Here is a 19,175-nt window from a genome sequence, read left to right on the forward strand (position 1 = left end):
AGGGCTTGCCGCCCCCCGCGCCGCGCTTGCCCTTGCCGCCGAACGGCTTGCCGGCGCCGCCGGCCGGGCGACCGCGGCCGCGACCGCCGGGCTTGTCTTCGCGGAAGGTGTCGAAGCGGCGCAGCTCGCGCGCCTCGTCGTCCACCGCACCGTTGACGTACGAGGCCTGCTTGCGGTCCTTGCCGACGCGGATCTCGGTCGGGCGCGACTTGCGCTGGCCGATCACCGGCTGCAGGGTCAGCACCGGCGGATTCTGCTCGAGCTGGAACTGCGCGCGCAGCTTCTCGACCTGCTCGGACGGCATCTCCTCGCAGTGGCCGCGCTTGAGCAGGCGCGGCAGGTGCACGCTGCCGTACTTGACGCGCTTGAGGCGGCTGACGTTGTAGCCCTGTGATTCCCACAGGCGGCGCACCTCGCGGTTGCGGCCCTCGGTGAGCACGACCTTGAACCAGGCGTGCGAATCGGAGCTGCCGATGCGCTCGATCTCGTCGAACTTGGCCGGGCCGTCATCAAGCTGCACGCCCTTGGCCAGGCGGTGCACCACTTCATCGGGCACTTCGCCATGGATGCGGCAGACGTACTCGCGGGCGATGCCGCTGGACGGGTGCATCAGCGCGTTGGCGAGCTCGCCGTCGGTGGTGAGCAGCAGCAGGCCGGTGGTGTTGATGTCGAGGCGGCCGACGGCGATCCAGCGCGCGCCCTTCAGGCGCGGCAGCGATTCGAACACGGTCGGGCGACCCTCGGGGTCTTCGCGCGTGGTCACTTCGCCTTCGGGCTTGTTGTACAGCAGCACGCTGGCCGGCTCGGTCAGCGCGGTGGCGACGAAGGTCTTGCCGTCGAGGTCGATGCGGTCACCGCCCTTGACCGACTGGCCGGTCTGCGCGACCGCGCCATTGACCTTCACCAGGCCCTGGGCGATGCGCTCTTCCAGCGCGCGGCGCGAGCCCAGGCCGGCCTGCGCCAGCACCTTGTGCAGCCGCTCCTCGGCCTTGGCCGCGGGCGAACCGCCCTTGGCGCGAAGGGAGAGGGTCTTCTTGGATTTGTCGCTCATTACTTTTGCTCCGGCTCGGCGGTGTCGCCGGCCTCAGTGTCTGAAGGGTTCGCGGCGTCGCCGTCGGCGTCGTCGCCATCGGTCGTCGGGGCGACGCCGGTGTCGTGGTGGTTCTCGTCGCCATCGTTGGCGAAGTCTTCGTCGTCGGCGACGAAGTGGCCGTTGCCGGCCAGCGCGTCATCGTCCTCGCCATGTTCGTCCTCGCCGACGGCGTGGCCACCGCCCTCGACTTCGTCGTCGAGGCTCGCCGCCAGCGCGGCGCTGGCGACGCCGACCGGCGCCATGTCGAAGGGCAGCTGCGGCTCGAGCTCGGGGATGTCCTTGAGTTCGGCCAGCGGCGGCAGCTCGTCGAGCGACTTCAGGCCGAAGTAGTCGAGGAAGGTCTTGGTGGTGCCGAACAGCTCGGGCCGGCCCGGCACGTCGCGGTGGCCGACCGAGCGGATCCACTCGCGTTCTTCCAGCATCTTGATCATGTTGGCGTTGACGCTGACGCCGCGGATCTGCTCGATCTCGCCGCGGGTGATCGGCTGGCGGTAGGCGATCAGCGCGAGCGTTTCGAGCGTGGCGCGGGTGTACTTGGTCTGGCGCTCGGTCCACAGGCGCGCCACCCAGGCGTGCACGTCGGCCTTGACCTGGAAGCGGAAGCCCGAGGCGACCTCGACCAGCTCGACGCCGCGGTCGGCGCAGGCCTCGCGCAGCGCCTCGATGGCGAGCTCGAGGCTGCCCTTGGGCGGCTGCTCCTCGTCGGGGAAGAGGCCGGCCAGCTGGGCCAGGGTGAGCGGTTGCGGCGCCGCCAGCAGGGCGGCCTCGACGATGCGTCGGATCAGGGTCTGGTCCATGGTCTCGGGGCTGCGGTCCTCAGGCGTAGTCATCGTCGACGCCGTCGGAGGTCGGGGTGGGGAGCTCCGGCTCGCCGTCGCCGGCGGCCAGGGACTTGATGTAGATCGGCGCCAGCAGCGGGCGCGGCGACTGCAGGTCGGCGTGCGCGGGCGGGGCTTCCTGCACGATCTCGAGCAGCTGCTCCTTCGCCAGCTCGAGGATGGACAGGAAGGTCACCACCACGCCCAGCCGGCCTTCCTCGGCGTTGAACAGGCTCTCGAAGGCGTGGAACTGGCCGTCCGACAGCCGCCCCAGCACCTCGCCCATGCGCTGGCGGACGCTGAGCGCCTCGCGCTTGATGGCGTGGTGCGTGAACAGGTCGGCGCGCTTGAGCACGTCGCGCAGCGCCAGCAGCATCTCGCGCAGGTCCACCGGCGGCGGCACCTTGGCCACGGCGCGCTCCGGCACGTGGGCGTGCACCGCCACGGTGTCGCGGTCCTGGCGGGGCAGGGTGTCGATGTCCTCGGCGGCCTTCTTGAAGCGCTCGTACTCCTGCAGCCGGCGCACCAGCTCGGCGCGCGGGTCGGCCTCCAGGCCCTCCTCCGACGGCGGCCGCGGCAGCAGCATGCGCGACTTGATCTCGGCCAGGATGGCGGCCATGACCAGGTACTCGGCGGCCAGCTCGAAGCGCATGTCCTCCATCACGCCGATGTAGTCGACGTACTGGCGGGTGATCTCGGCGACCGGGATGTCCAGGATGTCCAGGTTCTGGCGGCGGATCAGGTACAGCAGCAGGTCCAGCGGCCCTTCGAAGGCCTCGAGGATGACCTCGAGCGCATCCGGCGGGATGTACAGGTCCTGCGGCATCTGCAGCACGGGCTGGCCCTTGAACACCGCCAGCGGCATTTCCTGCTGCTGCGGCTGGACCGGGAATGCCGGCTGCTCCGCTGGGATCGCGGTGGGTTCGCTCATCAAGTGCTCAGGCAAGGGTTGGGCTCGGGTCGAGCTGGCCCGCGGGGGCCGGGGTGCAACGATGCTTCGGTACTGCAGGTTCGCGACGTCATGGCCAGGCCGGGTCGCCTCACAGTGCTACGGGATGGAATCCCTGGCGCACCACCTCGGGGGCATCCCCGGTGCAGTCCACCACGCTGGTGGGGCCGGGCTCGCAGTCCTCGGCGTCCAGCATCACGTCGGCCCAGCGCAACCAGCGCTCGGCCACCACCTCCGCCTCGTGGCTGGCCGGATCGGTTTCGTCCGGCAGCAACAGGCTGGTCGACAGCAGGGGCTCGCCCATCGCTTCCAGCAGCGCCCGGGTGACCAGGTGGTCGGGCAGGCGTATGCCGATGTCGCGGCGCTTGCTTCGGCCGCTGTTCTTGATGCGTTTGGGCAGGTCCGCGGAGGCCGGAAGGATGAACGTGCAGGGTCCGGGGGTCAGCGATCGCATCAGCCGGAAGGCCGGATCGTCGAGCCGGGCCAGGCGGCCGGCCTCACTCAATTGGCGACAGAGTAAGGTGAAAGGGTGCTTGCTGTCCAGTTCACGCAGGCGCTGGACCCGTTCCTCGGCCGCCTTGGACTCCAGGGCCCAGACCAGCGCATAGCCCGCATCGGTGGGCGCCAGGGCCAGGCCGCCGGCCTTGAGCACCGCGGCCGCCTTGTCGACCAGGCGGGATTGGGGGTTCACGGGGTGGACGTGCAAACGCTCTGCCATGCCCGATTGTGCCCTGTGGCGGGCACCGGGGGCGAGGGCCGGGCGCTCGCCCGGCAGCCCTCGGGTACATTAACCAGCCCGAGCCGCCTGGACCCGCGCATGTTCCGAGTCACCTTCATCCTTTTGCTGCTGTTGGCGGACGCGGGGATTGCAAGGGCATCCGAGGAAATTCCGCTCGATGATTTCCTGGCGCCGGACGATATCGGCCAGTTGCTGATCTCCCCGGACGGCGAGCACTACGCGGTCACGGTGCCCATGCAGGACCGCACCGCACTCGCCATCCTCCGCCGTTCGGACCTCAAGCGCAGTGGCCACGTGATGTTCCGCGCCGGTATCCACGTGCATGACGTGCGTTGGGTCAACGACGACACCCTGGTCTACACCGACGCGCGCCGGTTCGGGAAGCTGGCCCGGCCACAGCAAAGCGGCACGCTGTATCGGATACGGGCCGACGGCAGCGACTCGCGGCCCGTGTCCCGGGAGTGGGTGAGGCTGCACGACACCCTTCGCGGCGAGGACGACTTGGTGCAGGTGATCCGCTACAACTCGGGTGGCTCGCCCCGCCTGGCCCGGATCCGGCTTGCCAACGGCGATGCCGTGGGCGGGCAGGTGAAGCTGCCGGTGCCCTCGGGCAGTTTCCACGCCGACAACACGGGGGCGATACGCTTCGCCTCGGGCTACAAGTTCGGCGAGATCCGCTCACGCCAATTCCAGCGCGAGGCCAGCGGCAAGTGGCGCGAGATCAACTCCGAGGCCTCCTCGGGCGTGGCTTGGAACTTCGCCGGGTTCTCGGCCGACAACCAGACCGCTTACCTGATCATCGAACATGCCGAGGGGCCGGATGGCTTCTATTCCTACGACCCGAAGGCAGGAACCCGGAAGCTGCTGTTCCGGCATCCGCGCGTCGACATCGGTCGGGTGCTTCGCTCGCCGGTGGATGGTGGCGTGATCGCGCTGGAGTACTTCGACGGCAAGCCGACCTTGCAGTTGGTGGCACCACGGGATCCCTTCGCCAAGGCGCTTGTTCGGATGGCCAAGGCGTTTCCCGAAGCCTACGTGACGCCCACTTCCTACACCCGGGACGGACGGATCGGCATCTACTTCGTCAGCTCCGATGTCAATTCCGGCGAGTACTACCGCGTGGACCACGACACCGGCCAGGCCGCGTTCGTCATCGCACGCAGCGAGCGGCTGGCTCCGGACCGGATGGCACCAATGACGCCGTTCCGGTTCAAGGCGCGCGACGGCCTCGAGGTCGAGGGCTTGGTCACCCGGCCCCGCGTGGCCGCGGGCCAGACGGCGCCGCTGGTGGTGATGCCGCACGGGGGCCCCACCAACGTTTTCGACCAGTGGGGCTTCGACCGCGAGGTGCAACTGCTCGCCAACCGGGGCTACGCCGTGCTGCAGGTCAATTTCCGCGGCTCCGGCAACTATGGCAGGGCCTTCCGTGAAGCCGCCAACGGCCAATGGGGCGCGAAGATGCAGGATGACATCACCGACGCCACCTTCTGGGCGATCGACCAAGGCATCGCCGAGCGCGGCCGCATCTGCCTCTACGGCGCCAGTTACGGCGCCTATGCGTCGATGATGGGGCTGATCCGGGAGCCCGGCCTGTACGCATGCGGAATTGGCAACGTCGGCCTGTACGACATGGTCGAGATGTACTCCGACCAGAAGCGCACGCGCTCGGGCCGCGATTACTTCGAGACTGCGGTGGGCAACGTCGACCTGGCCTCGATCTCACCGGCGCGCATGGCCGCGAAGATCCGTGTGCCGGTGCTGCTGGGGGCGGGCGTGCTGGACGACACCACGCCCCTGGAGCAGACACGCGCCATGCAGAAGGGACTCGAGAATGCCGGCCAGTCCCCGGAGGTCGCGCTCTACGAGGGCGAGGCGCACGGGTACTATCTGCGCAAGAACCAGCGGGACTGGGCGCAGCGCGTGCTGCGCTTCCTCGACACCCAAATTGGCCAGGCCCGCAGGCCGGCCGCCGCGACGGAGTGAGGCTTCCATGTGGTACCTGATCCACGGCATCGACCTGCCGAATTCACTGGAAAGCCGCAAGGCGCACCGGCCCGCCCACCTCGCGCGGCTCGAGGCGCTGCGCGACCAGGGGCGGCTCAAGCTGGCCGGCCCGCTGCCCGCCATCGATGCCGAGGACCCGGGTCCGGCCGGCTTCACCGGCAGCGTGATCGTGGCCGAGTTCGGCTCGCTGGCCGAAGCCAATGCCTGGGCCGCGGACGACCCCTACCTGGCCGGCGGCGTCTACGCCCGCGTGGACGTCAGCCCCTTCCGCCCGGTGCTGCCGTGAGCCTGCCGCGCGAGCAGCGGCCAGACGCCATCCGCGCCGCGCTTGAGGCGGCCCTGGCCCCGGTGGCGCTGGAGGTGGTGGACGAGAGCCACAAGCATGCCGGCCACGCCGGGGCCCGCGACGGCCGCGGCCACTTCGCGGTCACCGTGGTCAGCGAGGCCTTTGCCGGGCTGGCGCCGCTGGCCCGCCATCGCCGGGTCTATGCCGCCCTGGGCGGGCTGATGGAGACCGATATCCACGCGCTCTCGATCCAGGCCCGGACCCCGTCCGAAGCCTGAGCCCGGGCACTCGCGGAGGCGGGTGAAGCCGCTGTTATACTGCCCGTCGGCCGCGTGCCGGGGATCGCGCTCTGCCAGTGGAATCAATAACTTGGCCGAGCCGCGGACCCGCCCGCGAGCTTCCCATCGACCCTGCGGCGGGCCGCCCCCGGCGTCCCGTGGCCGGCGACTACTGGCCGGCTGCTTGAGAACCCCGACGAATGCGCCTTTCCACGATCAAGCTCTCCGGCTTCAAATCCTTCGTTGACCCCACGGTGCTGCACCTGCCGACCAACATGACCGGCGTGGTCGGTCCGAACGGTTGCGGCAAGTCGAACATCATCGACGCGGTGCGCTGGGTGATGGGCGAGAGCTCGGCCAGCCGCCTCCGCGGCGATTCGCTCACCGACGTGATCTTCTCGGGTTCGTCCACGCGCAAGCCGGTCAGCCAGGCCCAGGTCGAGCTGATCTTCGACAACTCCGAGGGCAGCATCGGCGGCGAGTACGCGCGCTATGCGGAGATCTCGGTCAAGCGTTCGGTCAGCCGGGACGGCCAGAGCAACTACTACCTCAACGGCGCCCGCTGCCGCCGCCGCGACATCACCGACCTGTTCCTGGGCACGGGCCTCGGCGCGCGCAGCTACTCGATCATCGAGCAGGGCATGATCAGCCAGATCATCGAGGCCAAGCCCGAGGACCTGCGCGTCTACCTTGAGGAAGCCGCCGGCATCTCCAAGTACAAGGAGCGCCGCAAGGAAACCGAGTCGCGCATCAAGAGCACGCGCGAGAACCTCGACCGCCTCAACGACCTGCGCGAGGAAGTGGACAAGCAGCTCGAGCACCTCAAGCGCCAGGCCCGCGCCGCCGAGCAGTACCAGGCCCTGCAGGCCGAGCGCCTGAACAAGGACGCCCAGCTCAAGGCGCTCGAATTCCGCCGCTACGACGGCCAGCTCAAGGCCCTGCACGACACCCTGACCCAGGACGAGATCAAGCTGCAGTCGCTGATGGCCGACCAGCGCCAGGCCGAGGCCCAGATCGAGGCCTGCCGCAGCCAGCATGGCGAAGCCAGCGAGGCGCTGGGCAAGGCCCAGGCCGAGGTCTACCGCGTGGGCGGCGAGCTTGCCCGCATCGAACAGCAGATCCAGCACCAGCGCGAACTGCGCCAGCGCCTGGAAACCGCCCGCGCCGAGGCCGACGCGGCCTTCGCCCAGGTCGGCGAACACATCAGCGGCGACGAGCGCCAGCTGGCCGAGTTGCACAACGCCATCGCCGCCGCCGACCCGCGGCTCGAAGCGCTGCGCGCCGAGGACGCGGGCCGGCAGGACGCGCTCAAGTCCGCCGAGGCTGCGCTGCAGGACTGGCAGCAGCGCTGGGACACCTATGCCAAGGCCCAGGCCGAGGCCGCGCGCTGGGCCGAGGTCGAGCGCACCAAGATCGAATACCTCGAGAAGCAGGCGATGGACGCCGGCCGCCGGCGCGAAGCGCTGGCCGGCGAGCGCAGCGGCCTCGACACCAGCGCGGTCACCGAGGCGCTGTCGCGCCTGGTCGCCGACCACGACCAGCAAAAGGCCGGCCTCGATGGCCTGGGCGAAACGCTGGAGCAGCGCAAGGCCGCGCTGACCGCGCTGCAGGAGCAACAGCGCCAGCAGCAGTCCGAGCTCGCCGACGTGCGCAAGCAGGGCCAGGCCGCGCGCGGCCGCCTCGCCTCGCTCGAAGCGCTGCAGCACGCCGCGCTGGGCCAGGAAAAAAACGTCGCGCTCGATTGGCTCAAGCAGCAGGGGCTCGACGGCAACGGCCGCCTCGGTGAAATGCTCACGGTCGAAGCCGGCTGGGAAGCCGCGGTCGAGACCGTGCTGGGCAGCCTGCTCGAGGCCGTCACCGTCGACGCCCCGAACGACTGGCTCGACGCGCTGGCCAGCCTGGGCCAGGGCCGCGTCGCGCTGGTCAGCAATTCCAGTGAATCCGTGTCCGTGCCCGCCGGTTCGCTGGCGGCGAAGGTGCAGGGCCCGGCCGCCGTGCGCCGCCTGCTGGCCGGCATCCACGCCGTGGAAACCGCCGCCGAGGCCCGCGCGCTGGCCCCGGGGCAGGGCGAGGCCGTCATCACCCGCGGCGGCGAATGGCTCGGCGCCGGCTGGCTGCGCGTGCTGCGCAGCGGCGAGGCCCAGCAGGGCGCGCTGGCGCGCGAGCGCGAGATCCAGGCGCTGCGCGCCGAGATCGAGGCGCTGGGCAAGAAAGAGCAGCAGACCAACGAAGGCCTGACGGCGATGCGCGACCGGCTGCTCGAGGCCGAGCAGCACCGCGAGGACGCCCAGCGCGCGCTGTACCTGGCGCACCGCAGCGTCTCCGAACTGGCCGGCCAGCTGCAGGGCCAGAAGAGCCGCCTGGAATCCGCCCAGGCCCGCGTCACCCGCATCGATGCCGAGCTGGCCACGCTGGCCACCACGCTCGAGGAATCCCAGGCCAATGCCCGCGAGGCCCGCGCCCGCCTCGAGCAGGCGGTGGCGAAGATGGGCGACCTCGAGGCCGAGCGCCAGCGCCTGGACGCCGAGCGCCGCAGCTTCGGCGAACAGCGCGACGCCGCCCGCAACAGCGCCCGCGAGGCCCGCGACGCCGCCCACCAGCTTGCACTCACGCTCGAGTCGCAACGCGCCCGCGTGATCGCCCTCAGCCAGTCGCTGGCGCGCATGGGCAGCCAGAAGGCCCAGCTCGAGGTGCGCCTGAACGAGCTCGTGGCCCAGCTCGCCGACGGCGACGCGCCGGTGGTGGCGCTGCAGGCCGAGCGCCAGGCCGCGCTCGACCAGCGCGTGATCGTCGAGAAGGACCTGGCCGCGGCCCGCTCCACGCTCGACGGCATCGAGGCCGAGATGCGCGGCTACGAACAGACCCGCCAGCAGCGCGACCAGCAGTCGCTGGCCCAGCGCGAAGCCATCTCCGCCAAGCGCATGGAAGAGCAGGCCCTGGCCCTGCGCGCCGGCCAGCTGTCCGAGGCCATCGTCGCCGCGGGCCTGGTGCTGGACGAGGTGCTGCAGGCGCTGCCCGCGCAGGCCGACGTCGACGGCTGGCAGAAGAACCTGGCCGACATCGACGCCAAGATGCGCCGCCTCGAGCCGGTCAACCTGGCCGCGATCCAGGAATACGGCGAGCAGAGCGAGCGCAAGACCTACCTCGACGCCCAGAACACCGACCTCACCTCGGCGCTGGAAACCCTCGAGGGTGCGATCCGCAAGATCGACAAGGAAACCCGCGGCCGCTTCAAGGAAACCTTCGACCGCGTCAACGCCGGCGTGCAGGAACTCTACCCGCGCCTGTTCGGCGGCGGCCACGCCTACCTCGAGCTCACCGGCGAGGACCTGCTCGACACCGGCGTCTCGATCATGGCGCGCCCGCCCGGCAAGCGCGTGTCCAACATCTCGCTGCTCTCGGGCGGCGAGAAGGCGCTGACCGCGGTGGCGCTGGTGTTCGCGATCTTCCGCCTGAACCCGGCCCCGTTCTGCCTGCTCGACGAGGTGGACGCGCCGCTCGACGAAGCCAACGTCGGCCGCTTCAGCAGCATGGTCACCGAGATGAGCGAGAAGGTGCAGTTCCTGTTCGTCACCCACAACAAGGCGACGATGGAAGCGGCCAAGCAGCTCTCCGGCGTCACCATGCGCGAACCGGGCTGCAGCCGCCTGGTGTCGGTCGACCTGGCCGAGGCCACCCGCATGGTGGGCGCGGCCTGACCGCGCCGCCGGTTTAGGGCATCATTCCAACGCGGGCCGCGGATCCGGCCCGACGCCAGACAGGGAGAGGCACCATGCTCGACGGACTCAGCGAGACCACGCTGCTGCGCATCGCCATCGGCGTCGCCGCGCTGGTGCTGTTCGCGGTCATCGTGTTCACCAGCCGCAAACCGGCGGGCAAGCAGGGCAAGCGCACCGTGCCGGCCCGCGGCGAGGCCGGCGGTTCGCGCCAGGAACCCACGCTGCGCGAGCTGCTCGAGGCCGACGCCGGCACCGGCGACGAAGCCGCCGCCATCGAGCAGTCCGAACTCGACCTGCTGGAGAAAACCCTCGCCGGCGAGGAAGTCCCCGACCGCCGTCCGGCCCCGGCGCCGCTGCCGGGCGCCCGCCCCGACGAGAACTTCGACAAGGTCGTCAGCGTCTTCCTGGCTGCGCGCGCGGGCCAGGCCCTGCACGGCCCCGACCTGGTGGTCGCGGCCGAGAAGGCCGGCCTGGTCTACGGCCACATGAACATCTTCCACCGCCTGGTGGACAACCACCCGGAGCAGGGCCCCATCTTTTCGGTCGCCAACCTGGTCAAGCCCGGCTCGTTCGAAATGGCCAACATCCAGGACCTGCGCACGCCGGGCATCAGCTTCTTCATGGCGCTGCCGGGCCCGCTGTCGGCGCTCGACGCCTGGGACGCGATGCTGCCCACCGCCCAGCGCATGGCCGAGCTGCTCGACGGCGTGCTGCTCGACGAGGAGCGCAACGCGCTCGGCCGCCAGCGCATCGCGCACATCCGCGAGGACCTGCGCAACTACGACCGCAAGCAGCAGAAGTGGGACCTGCGGACCACCCGCTGAGGCCCGGCGATGACCACGCCCGCTGACCGCGCCGCCCGGCTGCGCGCACTGCTCGAAGACGCCAATCACCGCTACCACGTGCTCGACGACCCGGCCATCCCGGACGCCGAGTACGACGCGATGCTGCGCGAGCTCGAGGCGATCGAGCGCGAGCACCCCGCGCTGTGCACGACCGATTCCCCGACCCGGCGCGTCGGCGGCCTGCCGCTGGACGGCTTCGAGCAGGTCACGCACGCGCAGCCGATGCTGTCGCTCAACAACGCCTTCGCCGACGAGGAAGTCGCGGAGTTCGTGCAGCGCATCGCGCGCGAGCTGGGCGAGCCCGAGCCGGTGTTCTCGGTCGAGCCCAAGCTCGACGGCCTGGCGATCAGCCTGCGCTACGAGCACGGCGTGTTCGTGCGCGGCGCCACCCGCGGCGACGGCGCCACCGGCGAGGACGTCACCGCCAACCTGCGCACCGTGAAGGCCATCCCGCTGAAGCTGCGCGGCGATGCGCCGGCGGTGCTGGAAGTGCGCGGCGAGGTCTACATGCCGCGCGCCGGCTTCGAGGCCTACAACGCGCGCATGCGCGAGACCGGCGGCAAGGTGCTGGCCAACCCGCGCAACGGCGCCGCGGGCTCGCTGCGCCAGCTCGACCCGCGCATCGCGGCCTCGCGGCCGCTGGCGTTCTACGCCTACGGCCTCGGCGCCACCGAGGGCTGGGCGCTGCCGCCGCGGCATTCGCAGGTGCTCGCGGCGCTGCGCGGCTTCGGATTCCCGGTCTCGCCCGAGGTCGCGGTGGCGCGCGGCACCCAGGGACTGCTCGACTACTATGCCGCCATCGGCGCCCGCCGCGACGCGCTGCCTTACGACATCGACGGCGTGGTCTACAAGCTCGATGCCCACGACCAGCAGCGGGCGATGGGCTTCGTCTCGCGCGCGCCGCGCTGGGCGATCGCGCACAAGTTCCCGGCCCAGGAGCAGCTCACCACGGTCGAGGCGATCGAGGTGCAGGTCGGGCGCACCGGCGCGCTGACGCCGGTGGCGAGGCTGGCGCCGGTGCAGGTCGCCGGCGTCGTCGTCACCAACGCCACCCTGCACAACGCCGACCAGATCGCGCGGCTGGACGTGCGCGTCGGCGACACGGTGATCGTGCGCCGCGCCGGCGACGTGATCCCCGAAGTCGTGCGGGTGCTGCCGGAAAAGCGACCGCTGGACGCGCGCGGCGAGCCGCTGCACGCGCCCTACGTGTTCCCGTCCGCTTGCCCGGCCTGCGGTTCGCACACCGAGGCCGTGCGCAAGGTGCTCAAGACCACCAAGGCCGGCGGCATCGAGTACGCCGAGGGCGCCGCCATCGTCTGCACCGGCGGCCTGTTCTGCCCGGCGCAGCGCAAGCAGGCGCTGGTGCACTTCGCCTCGCGCAAGGCCATGGACATCGAGGGCCTGGGCGAGCGCTTCATCGAGGCGCTGGTGGATTTCGGCTACGTCGCGACGGTGGCCGACCTGTATACGATGACGGTCGAGCGCTTCCTGGAGATGAAGCAACGTGCCGACGAGCGCGACGGCACCGTGCCCGAGACCGTCAAGGCCGGCAAGATCGCCAGCAAGTGGGCCGAAAACCTGGTCGCTGCGATCGCCGCCAGCAAGGACACGTCGCTCGAGCGCGTGCTGTTCGCCCTTGGCATCCGCGACGTCGGCGAATCCACGGCGCGCACCCTGGCGCGCTGGTTCGGCGCGCTCGACCCGCTGATGGCCGCCGACGAGGCCAGGCTGGTCGAGATTCCCGATGTCGGCCCGGTGGTGGCGACGCGCATCGCCGGTTTCTTCGCCGAGCCGCACAACCGCGAGGTGGTGCAGGCCCTGCGCGATGCCGGCGTGCGCTGGCCCGAGGGCCCGCCGCAGCGTTCGGCCGAGGGCCCGCTGGCCGGCCAGACGGTGGTGCTGACCGGCGCGCTGTCGGCGATGAGCCGCGACGCCGCCGGCGACCGCCTGCAGGCGCTGGGCGCGAAGGTCGCGGGCAGCGTGTCGAAGAAGACCAGCTTCGTGGTCGCCGGCGAGGCCGCCGGCTCCAAGCTCGACAAAGCCCGCGAGTTGGGCATCGAAGTCTGGGACGAGGCGCGCCTGCTGGAATTCCTGAACGCCAACCCCGCCGACTGAGCCCCGGGTGCGTCCGGCGGCCGCTGGCCGGGCGTACAGTATTCCCATGAAGGACTGGAAACCCACCGCCAACCTCAAGGCCCTGCGCCTGCGCGCCGAGCTGTACGCGCTGCTGCGCCATTTCTTCGCCGAGCGCGGCGTGCTCGAGGTCGAGACGCCGGTGATGTCGGCGTCGGGCAACACCGATCCCAACATCGAGAGCTTCGCGCTCGATTTCGATGGCCCCAAGGCGGCTGGTGCCGGGTCGCGCTGGCTGCGCACTTCGCCCGAGTTCCCGCTCAAGCGCTTGCTGGCCGCGAGCGTCGGCGACTGCTACGAGCTCGGCCGCGTGTTCCGCAACGGCGAGGCCGGCAAGCGCCACAATCCCGAGTTCACGATGCTCGAGTGGTACCGCGTCGGCTGGGACCACCACCGCCTGATGGACGAGACCGCCGAGCTGCTCAAGGCCGCGATGGCACTGGCGGGGCGACGCGCCACCGTGCGCGACACCAGCTTCCGCCAGCTCTACCTCGACAAGTTCGGCTTCGATCCGCTGATCGCGCCCGAGGAAGAGCTGCGCTCGCCGCTGCTGGTGTTCGGCATCGACCCGGCCGGCCTGACCCGCGACGACTGGCTGGACCTGCTGATGACCCACCTCATCCAGCCCAGCATCCCGGCCAGCCGCATCCTGCTGGTTTACGACTACCCGGCCAGCCAGTGCGCACTGGCGCGGCTGCGCCCGGGCAATCCGCCGGTGGCCGAGCGCTTCGAGGCCTTCCTGGGCCCGCTGGAAGTGGCCAACGGCTACCACGAGCTCAACGACGCCACCGAACAGCGCGCCCGCTTCGAGGCCGACCTGGCCCGGCGCCGCGCGCGCAACGCCAGCCAGCCCGCGATCGACGAGCGGCTGCTGGCCAGCTTGCCCAAGCTGCCGGCCTGCGCCGGCGTGGCGCTGGGCGTCGACCGGCTGATGATGGCGCTGATGGGCACCGACCGGATCGCCGACGTGATGGCCTTCCCGTTCGAACGGGCATGAATCCCGGGTAAGCGCCGTGCCCGGCGCTGCCCGGGTTGGCCGCCGATTCATGCTCGCCCCTTTATTTTCGCCATCAGCCGGCCACCGTGGCCGCCGCTCCGGAGCCTTGCCATGAACCGTCTGCTTTTCGCCCTGGCCGCCCTCGCCACCGTCGCGCTGCCGCTGTCCGCCCAGGCCACCGATCGCTACGACGCGCGCTATCGCGACTACCCGCGGCCGCCGCCGCAGGTGATCGTGAGCTGCAATTCGGATGGCTATCGCGAGCGCTACTGCCCGGCGGACACGCGGGGCGGCGTGCGCCTGGTGCGCCAGGTGTCGAACAGCAAGGGGCCGTGCATCGAAGGCCGCAGCTGGGGCTACGACCGCCGCGGCATCTGGGTCACCGACGGCTGCCGCGCGGAGTTCGAGGTCGGCGCCGCCTACGGCCCGGGTTATGGCCATCCCGACTATGGCCGGCCGGACTACGGGCCGCGCATCGTGCGCTGCGAGTCGGTCCGCGGCCGCGAGAATTTTTGCCGGGTGCCTGGCGGCCGCATCGAGTCGGTCGACATCAAACGCCGCCTGAGCAAGGCCAACTGCACCTACCGCGAGGGCTGGGGTTTCACCCCGCGCGGCATCTGGGTCGACCGCGGCTGCCGCGCCGACTTCATCGTCTACTGAATCACCGCGTCCGCGTGCGGGCGCGCCCCTCGGCCGGCGCCTTCCTGGAGGGTGCCGGCTTTTTCGTGGGCTTCGGCGCCGCCTTCTTCGCCGGCTTGCGCGCCGGGGCAGGGCGGGTGCCGGCGGCGGAGACCGCGTTGCCCAGCTGTCGGCCGAGCGCGCTGGCGAGTTTCAGCGGTGGCATCGCCAGCGCCAGCGCCTCGGCGCTCCACGCCTTCAGCGTGGACGGTGCCAGGTTCAATGCGCCGGCCAGCGGTGCCGGCAGCCAGTCGGCGCCGGCCTTGCGCAGGCGGCAAACGCTGTCGGCGTAGCGGCCCGCCGCCCAGGTCGAGGCAACGGCGCGCACGGTCGCCGTGACCAGCGGTTCCAGCGGCGTGTAGCGCATCAGCGGACCGCTGACCGCCGCCGGCAGCCAGCCGCGCAGCAGCGAGCGCAGGCCTTCGCGCGTCGCCAGCGGGCTCAGCACGGCCTGCGTCTGCGCCACGGCCAGCACGCCTTCGACTTCCCAGCCCGCGGGCTTGAGCTTGTAGCGCCGGTAGATGGCCTCCACCAGCTTGCGCTGGATGTCCTCGGCCGACTCGGTGCTGCCCGCGCGCCTGATCGCGATCGGCAGGAAGGGCTTGAGCAGGGGGACGCGATCCAGCCCGACCTGCAGGGCGGCGCCGGCGCCGGCCCGGACACAGGCGGCGTGCAGCATCGGTTCGATGCCGGCGTCCAGCGGCGGCGGTTGGCGCGTTCGGGGGCGGGCAGGGCGGGTGCTCATGGGCCGAGCATAGCGCGGCGGCCGTGTTGGTAAACTCATGGGCCCCGCCGCCCGGACCCGCGCATGGACTTCGAACGCTACGACCGCATCCGCCCGATCCGCTGGGAGGGCGACCACCTGTCGCTGCTCGACCAGCGCCGGCTGCCCTTCGTGGTCGAGCACGTGGCCTGCCGCGACAGCGAGGCGGTCGGTCGCGCCATCCACGACCTGGTCGTGCGCGGTGCGCCGGCCATCGGCATCGCCGCGGCCTGGGGTGCGGTGCTGGCCGCACGCGACGTGGCCGCCGCCGATGGCGCCGCCGCCCTGGCGAAGCTCGCTCCGGCGCTGGACCGTCTTCAGGCCGCGCGCCCGACCGCAGTGAACCTGATGTGGGCCCTGGCCCGCCTGCGCCGCGTGCTGGCCAGTGCCGGTGCCGACTGGGCCGCGGTGCTGTCCGCCGAGGCCCGCGCGATCGAAACCGAGGACCTGGCCGCCAACCGCCGAATGGGCGCGCTCGGCGCCGCCCTGATCGAACCCGGCAGCGGCGTGCTGACCCACTGCAACACCGGCTCGCTGGCCACCGCCGGCTTCGGCACCGCCCTGGGCGTGATCCGCGCGGGCGTCGCCGAAGGCCGCATCGGCAAGGTCTTCGCCAGCGAAACCCGGCCCTGGCTGCAGGGCGCGCGCCTCACCGCCTGGGAGCTGCTGCAGGACGGCATCGCCGCCACCCTGATCGCCGACGGCGCGGCCGCCCACCTGATGAAGACCGGCGCGGTGCAGTGGGTGATCGTCGGCGCCGACCGCATTTGCGCCAACGGCGACACCGCCAACAAGATCGGCACCTACTCGCACGCCATCGCCGCCCGCCACCACGGGGCGAAGGTGATGGTGGTGGCGCCCTCGTCCACCGTGGACATGGCCACCGCGCACGGCGACGACATCGAGATCGAGATGCGCGACCCCGCCGAACTGCTGTCGGTGGCGGGCACGCGCACGGTCGCGGAGGGCGTGCAGGCGTGGAATCCGGTATTCGACGTGACCCCCGCCGGGCTGATCGATGCCATCGTCACCGAGCGCGGCGTGGTGATGGCCCCGGACCGGGCCCGGATGCAGGCGCTTTTCGGGCCCGGATGAGCGCCTAAGTACTTGTTTTTCGGCTTCAAAACGGACCCTTCGCGGGGCCGTTTCTGTTATGATTTCGCGTCCCTGAAAGCCCTCGTCCGCGGCCCTGGCCGCGGCACCCGCCCGAACGTCGAATACGGAAGCACGAATGGCAGATCTCGCGAAGGAAATCATCCCGGTCAACCTCGAAGACGAGATGCGCAAGAGCTACCTCGATTACGCCATGAGCGTGATCGTCGGCCGCGCCCTCCCGGATGTCCGCGACGGCCTCAAGCCCGTTCACCGCCGCGTGCTGTTCGCCATGAACGAGCTCGGCGCCCACAGCAACAAGCCCTATTACAAGTCCGCCCGAATCGTCGGCGACGTCATCGGCAAGTACCACCCGCATGGCGATCAGTCGGTCTATGACACGCTGGTGCGCATGGCCCAGCCGTTCTCGCTGCGCTACCTGCTGGTCGACGGCCAGGGCAACTTCGGCTCGGTCGACGGCGACTCCGCCGCCGCCATGCGATACACCGAGGCGCGCATGTCGCGCCTGGCGCACGAGCTGATGGCCGACATCGACAAGGACACCGTCGACTTCCAGCCCAACTACGACGAGAAGGAGCTCGAGCCGACGGTGATGCCGTCGCGCTTCCCGAACCTGCTGGTCAACGGCTCCGCCGGCATCGCGGTCGGCATGGCCACCAACATCCCGCCGCACAACCTCGGCGAAGTGATCGACGCCACCATCGCGCTGATCGACGACCCGGACACCAGCATCGGCGACCTGATGCAGTACGTGCCGGGCCCGGATTTCCCCACCGCCGGCATCATCAACGGCGCCGCCGGCATCCACGCCGCCTACCACACCGGCCGCGGCCGGGTGCGCATGCGCGCGAAGGCCGAGGTCGAGGTCAACGAGGACAACGGCCGCGAAGCCATCATCGTCACCGAGCTGCCCTACCAGGTGAACAAGGCGCGGCTGATCGAGAAGATCGCCGAGCTGGTGAAGGAAAAGAAGCTCGAGGGCATCAGCGAGCTGCGCGACGAGTCCGACAAGGACGGCATGCGCATCTTCATCGAGGTCAAGCGCGGTGATTCGGCCGAGGTGGTGCTCAACAACCTCTACCTGCAGACGCCGATGGAGTCGGTGTTCGGCATCAACATGGTGGCCCTGGTCGACGGCCGCCCGCAGGTGCTCAACCTCAAGCAGATGCTCGAGGCCTTCATCCGCCACCGCCGCGAGGTGGTGACCCGCCGCACCATCTTCGAGCTGCGCAAGGCCCGCGCCCGCGCCCACATCCTCGAGGGCCTTACGGTCGCGCTCGCCAACATCGACGAGATGATCGAGCTGATCAAGACCTCCGAGAACCCCGTGGTTGCGAAGGAGCGGATGCTCGCGCGCACCTGGCAGCCCGGCCTGGTCGGCGCGCTGCTGGCCGCGGCCGGCGCCGAGGCTTCGCGTCCGGAAGACCTGCCGGCCGGCGTCGGCCTGGTCGCCGGTGGCTACCAGCTCACCGAGGTCCAGGCGCAGCAAATCCTCGAGATGCGCCTGCACCGCCTCACCGGCCTGGAGCAGGAGAAGCTCACCGACGAATACAAGCAGCTGCTCGAGGTCATCCGCGGCCTGATCGAGATCCTCGAGAACCCGGACGTGCTGCTCGAGGTGATCCGCACCGAGCTGCGCAACCTGCGCGAGGAGTACGCCGACGCCCGCCGCACCGAGATCCGCCCGGGCGAGGAAGACCTCGACATCCTCGACCTGATCGAATCCGAGGACGTGGTGGTCACGCTCTCGCACGCCGGCTACGCCAAGCGCCAGCCGCTCACCACGTATCGCGCGCAGAAGCGCGGCGGCAAGGGCCGTTCGGCCACGGCGGTGAAGGAAGAGGACTTCATCGACCGCCTGTGGGTGGTGAACACGCACGACACGCTGCTCACCTTCACCAGCACCGGCCGCGTGTTCTGGCTCAAGGTCTACCAGCTGCCCGACGCCGGCCCGAACTCGCGCGGCCGCCCGATCATCAACTGGATCCCGCTGCAGGAAGGCGAGAAGGTGCAGGCGGTGCTGCCGGTGCGTGAGTTCGACGAGTCGCACTTCGTGTTCTTCGCCACCCGCGACGGCACGGTCAAGAAGACCCCGCTCAGCGACTATTCCCGCCCGCGCTCCACCGGCATCTGGGCCATCAACCTCGACGAGGGCGATGGCCTGGTGGACGTGCAGCTGACCAACGGCGAGCGCAACGTGATGCTGTTCGCCAGCAACGGCAAGGCCGTGCGCTTCGACGAGTCCGAGGTGCGCCCGATGGGCCGCACCGCCACCGGCGTGCGCGGCATGCGCCTGAAGGAAGACGAGGAAGGGCAGGGCGCCAAGGTCGTGTCCATGATCGTGGTGGACGGCGACGGCGACATCCTCACCGCCAGCGAGAATGGCTTCGGCAAGCGCACCGCCGTGTCCGAGTTCCCGCGCAAGGGCCGCGGCACCCAGGGCGTCATCGCCATGCAGACCAGCGACCGCAACGGCGAGCTGGTCGGCGCGATCCAGCTCACCGAGCAGCACGAGATCCTGCTGATCTCCGACCAGGGCACCCTGGTGCGCACGCGCGCCTCGGAGGTCAGCCAGGTCGGCCGCAACACCCAGGGCGTCACCCTGATGCGCGTGGCCGAGGACGAGAAGCTGATCGCGGTCGAGCGCGTGGACGTGCTCGAGGTCGACGACGAGGAAGGCGCCCCCGGCGCCACCCTCACGGAGCCCTCGCAGCCCCAGCCCGAGGCTTGACGGCGCGGGGTCAGGTTCCCAACCTGGCC

The 19,175-nt window shown here is 70.6% G+C and carries 14 protein-coding genes and 1 pseudogene; 10 read left to right on the forward strand and 5 right to left on the reverse strand.

Annotated elements, in window-relative coordinates; genetic code table 11:
• The 4 genes and pseudogenes from rluB to Q0C12_RS09460 all read right to left on the reverse strand — a co-directional run.
• On the reverse strand, window positions 1-1,051 hold a 1,051-nt coding region (rluB, locus tag Q0C12_RS09445; protein WP_290889437.1), incomplete at its 3' end, for a 23S rRNA pseudouridine(2605) synthase RluB.
• Window positions 1,052-1,056: 5 nt separating this feature from the next.
• A pseudogene (scpB, locus tag Q0C12_RS09450) lies at window positions 1,057-1,890 on the reverse strand (SMC-Scp complex subunit ScpB); the annotation flags it as partial.
• Between the two features lie 19 nt (window positions 1,891-1,909).
• Complete coding sequence (locus tag Q0C12_RS09455) at window positions 1,910-2,842, reverse strand: ScpA family protein (RefSeq protein WP_290889440.1); 933 nt, start codon at window positions 2,840-2,842, stop codon at window positions 1,910-1,912.
• Between the two features lie 109 nt (window positions 2,843-2,951).
• Complete coding sequence (locus tag Q0C12_RS09460) at window positions 2,952-3,551, reverse strand: L-threonylcarbamoyladenylate synthase (protein ID WP_290889442.1); 600 nt, start codon at window positions 3,549-3,551, stop codon at window positions 2,952-2,954.
• A 126-nt stretch (window positions 3,552-3,677) separates the two neighbouring features.
• Between Q0C12_RS09460 and Q0C12_RS09465 the strand changes: the two genes are divergently transcribed.
• The 8 genes from Q0C12_RS09465 (at window position 3,678) to Q0C12_RS09500 (ending at window position 14,521) form a co-directional block, all read left to right on the forward strand.
• Window positions 3,678-5,582: a prolyl oligopeptidase family serine peptidase gene (locus tag Q0C12_RS09465; protein ID WP_290889445.1), complete on the forward strand. Its 1,905-nt coding sequence runs from the start codon at window positions 3,678-3,680 to the stop codon at window positions 5,580-5,582.
• A 7-nt stretch (window positions 5,583-5,589) separates the two neighbouring features.
• Window positions 5,590-5,889: a YciI family protein gene (locus Q0C12_RS09470; protein WP_290889448.1), complete on the forward strand. Its 300-nt coding sequence runs from the start codon at window positions 5,590-5,592 to the stop codon at window positions 5,887-5,889.
• Window positions 5,890-5,891: 2 nt separating this feature from the next.
• Window positions 5,892-6,167 (forward strand): BolA family protein, encoded by a 276-nt coding sequence (locus tag Q0C12_RS09475; protein ID WP_290889481.1) that lies wholly within the window; start codon window positions 5,892-5,894, stop codon window positions 6,165-6,167.
• Between the two features lie 200 nt (window positions 6,168-6,367).
• Window positions 6,368-9,865, forward strand: a complete 3,498-nt coding sequence (smc, locus tag Q0C12_RS09480) for a chromosome segregation protein SMC (protein ID WP_290889452.1) — start codon at window positions 6,368-6,370, stop codon at window positions 9,863-9,865.
• A gap of 74 nt (window positions 9,866-9,939) precedes the next feature.
• Entirely contained in the window at window positions 9,940-10,710 is a 771-nt protein-coding gene (zipA, locus tag Q0C12_RS09485; RefSeq protein WP_290889455.1) for a cell division protein ZipA, read from the forward strand.
• A 9-nt stretch (window positions 10,711-10,719) separates the two neighbouring features.
• Window positions 10,720-12,846: an NAD-dependent DNA ligase LigA gene (ligA, locus tag Q0C12_RS09490; RefSeq protein WP_290889457.1), complete on the forward strand. Its 2,127-nt coding sequence runs from the start codon at window positions 10,720-10,722 to the stop codon at window positions 12,844-12,846.
• A 46-nt stretch (window positions 12,847-12,892) separates the two neighbouring features.
• Entirely contained in the window at window positions 12,893-13,861 is a 969-nt protein-coding gene (gene epmA, locus Q0C12_RS09495; protein WP_290889460.1) for an EF-P lysine aminoacylase EpmA, read from the forward strand.
• A gap of 111 nt (window positions 13,862-13,972) precedes the next feature.
• Window positions 13,973-14,521 carry a DUF3011 domain-containing protein gene (locus Q0C12_RS09500; RefSeq protein WP_290889463.1) on the forward strand — a complete coding sequence of 183 codons (549 nt, stop codon included), beginning with the start codon at window positions 13,973-13,975 and terminating at the stop codon, window positions 14,519-14,521.
• Window position 14,522: 1 nt separating this feature from the next.
• Here Q0C12_RS09500 and Q0C12_RS09505 read toward each other — a convergent pair whose 3' ends face one another.
• Window positions 14,523-15,284, reverse strand: coding sequence for a hypothetical protein (locus Q0C12_RS09505; protein WP_290889466.1), 762 nt, complete (start codon window positions 15,282-15,284; stop codon window positions 14,523-14,525).
• A 63-nt stretch (window positions 15,285-15,347) separates the two neighbouring features.
• Here Q0C12_RS09505 and mtnA point away from each other — a divergent pair, with 63 nt between their 5' ends.
• Together mtnA and gyrA are read left to right on the forward strand one after the other, a co-directional pair.
• Window positions 15,348-16,397 carry an S-methyl-5-thioribose-1-phosphate isomerase gene (gene mtnA / locus Q0C12_RS09510; RefSeq protein WP_290889469.1) on the forward strand — a complete coding sequence of 350 codons (1,050 nt, stop codon included), beginning with the start codon at window positions 15,348-15,350 and terminating at the stop codon, window positions 16,395-16,397.
• A 136-nt stretch (window positions 16,398-16,533) separates the two neighbouring features.
• Entirely contained in the window at window positions 16,534-19,146 is a 2,613-nt protein-coding gene (gyrA, locus tag Q0C12_RS09515) for a DNA gyrase subunit A (protein WP_290889473.1), read from the forward strand.
• The last annotated feature ends 29 nt before the right edge of the window (window positions 19,147-19,175 follow it).

Source organism: Arenimonas sp., assembly GCF_022842045.1.
In the GTDB taxonomy this organism is placed as follows: domain Bacteria; phylum Pseudomonadota; class Gammaproteobacteria; order Xanthomonadales; family Xanthomonadaceae; genus Arenimonas.

Bases quoted from the DNA above. Each gene is read 5' to 3' on its own strand.
- Q0C12_RS09465 (WP_290889445.1), top strand. From the start codon at position 3,678: ATGTTCCGAGTCACCTTCATCCTTTTGCTGCTGTTGGCGGACGCGGGG.
- epmA (WP_290889460.1), top strand. From the start codon at position 12,893: ATGAAGGACTGGAAACCCACCGCCAACCTCAAGGCCCTGCGCCTGCGC.
- Q0C12_RS09470 (WP_290889448.1), top strand. From the start codon at position 5,590: ATGTGGTACCTGATCCACGGCATCGACCTGCCGAATTCACTGGAAAGC.
- smc (WP_290889452.1), top strand. From the start codon at position 6,368: ATGCGCCTTTCCACGATCAAGCTCTCCGGCTTCAAATCCTTCGTTGAC.
- Q0C12_RS09500 (WP_290889463.1), top strand. From the start codon at position 13,973: ATGAACCGTCTGCTTTTCGCCCTGGCCGCCCTCGCCACCGTCGCGCTG.
- gyrA (WP_290889473.1), top strand. From the start codon at position 16,534: ATGGCAGATCTCGCGAAGGAAATCATCCCGGTCAACCTCGAAGACGAG.
- ligA (WP_290889457.1), top strand. From the start codon at position 10,720: ATGACCACGCCCGCTGACCGCGCCGCCCGGCTGCGCGCACTGCTCGAA.
- zipA (WP_290889455.1), top strand. From the start codon at position 9,940: ATGCTCGACGGACTCAGCGAGACCACGCTGCTGCGCATCGCCATCGGC.
- Q0C12_RS09455 (WP_290889440.1), bottom strand. From the start codon at position 2,842: ATGAGCGAACCCACCGCGATCCCAGCGGAGCAGCCGGCATTCCCGGTC.
- Q0C12_RS09505 (WP_290889466.1), bottom strand. From the start codon at position 15,284: ATGAGCACCCGCCCTGCCCGCCCCCGAACGCGCCAACCGCCGCCGCTG.
- mtnA (WP_290889469.1), top strand. From the start codon at position 15,348: ATGGACTTCGAACGCTACGACCGCATCCGCCCGATCCGCTGGGAGGGC.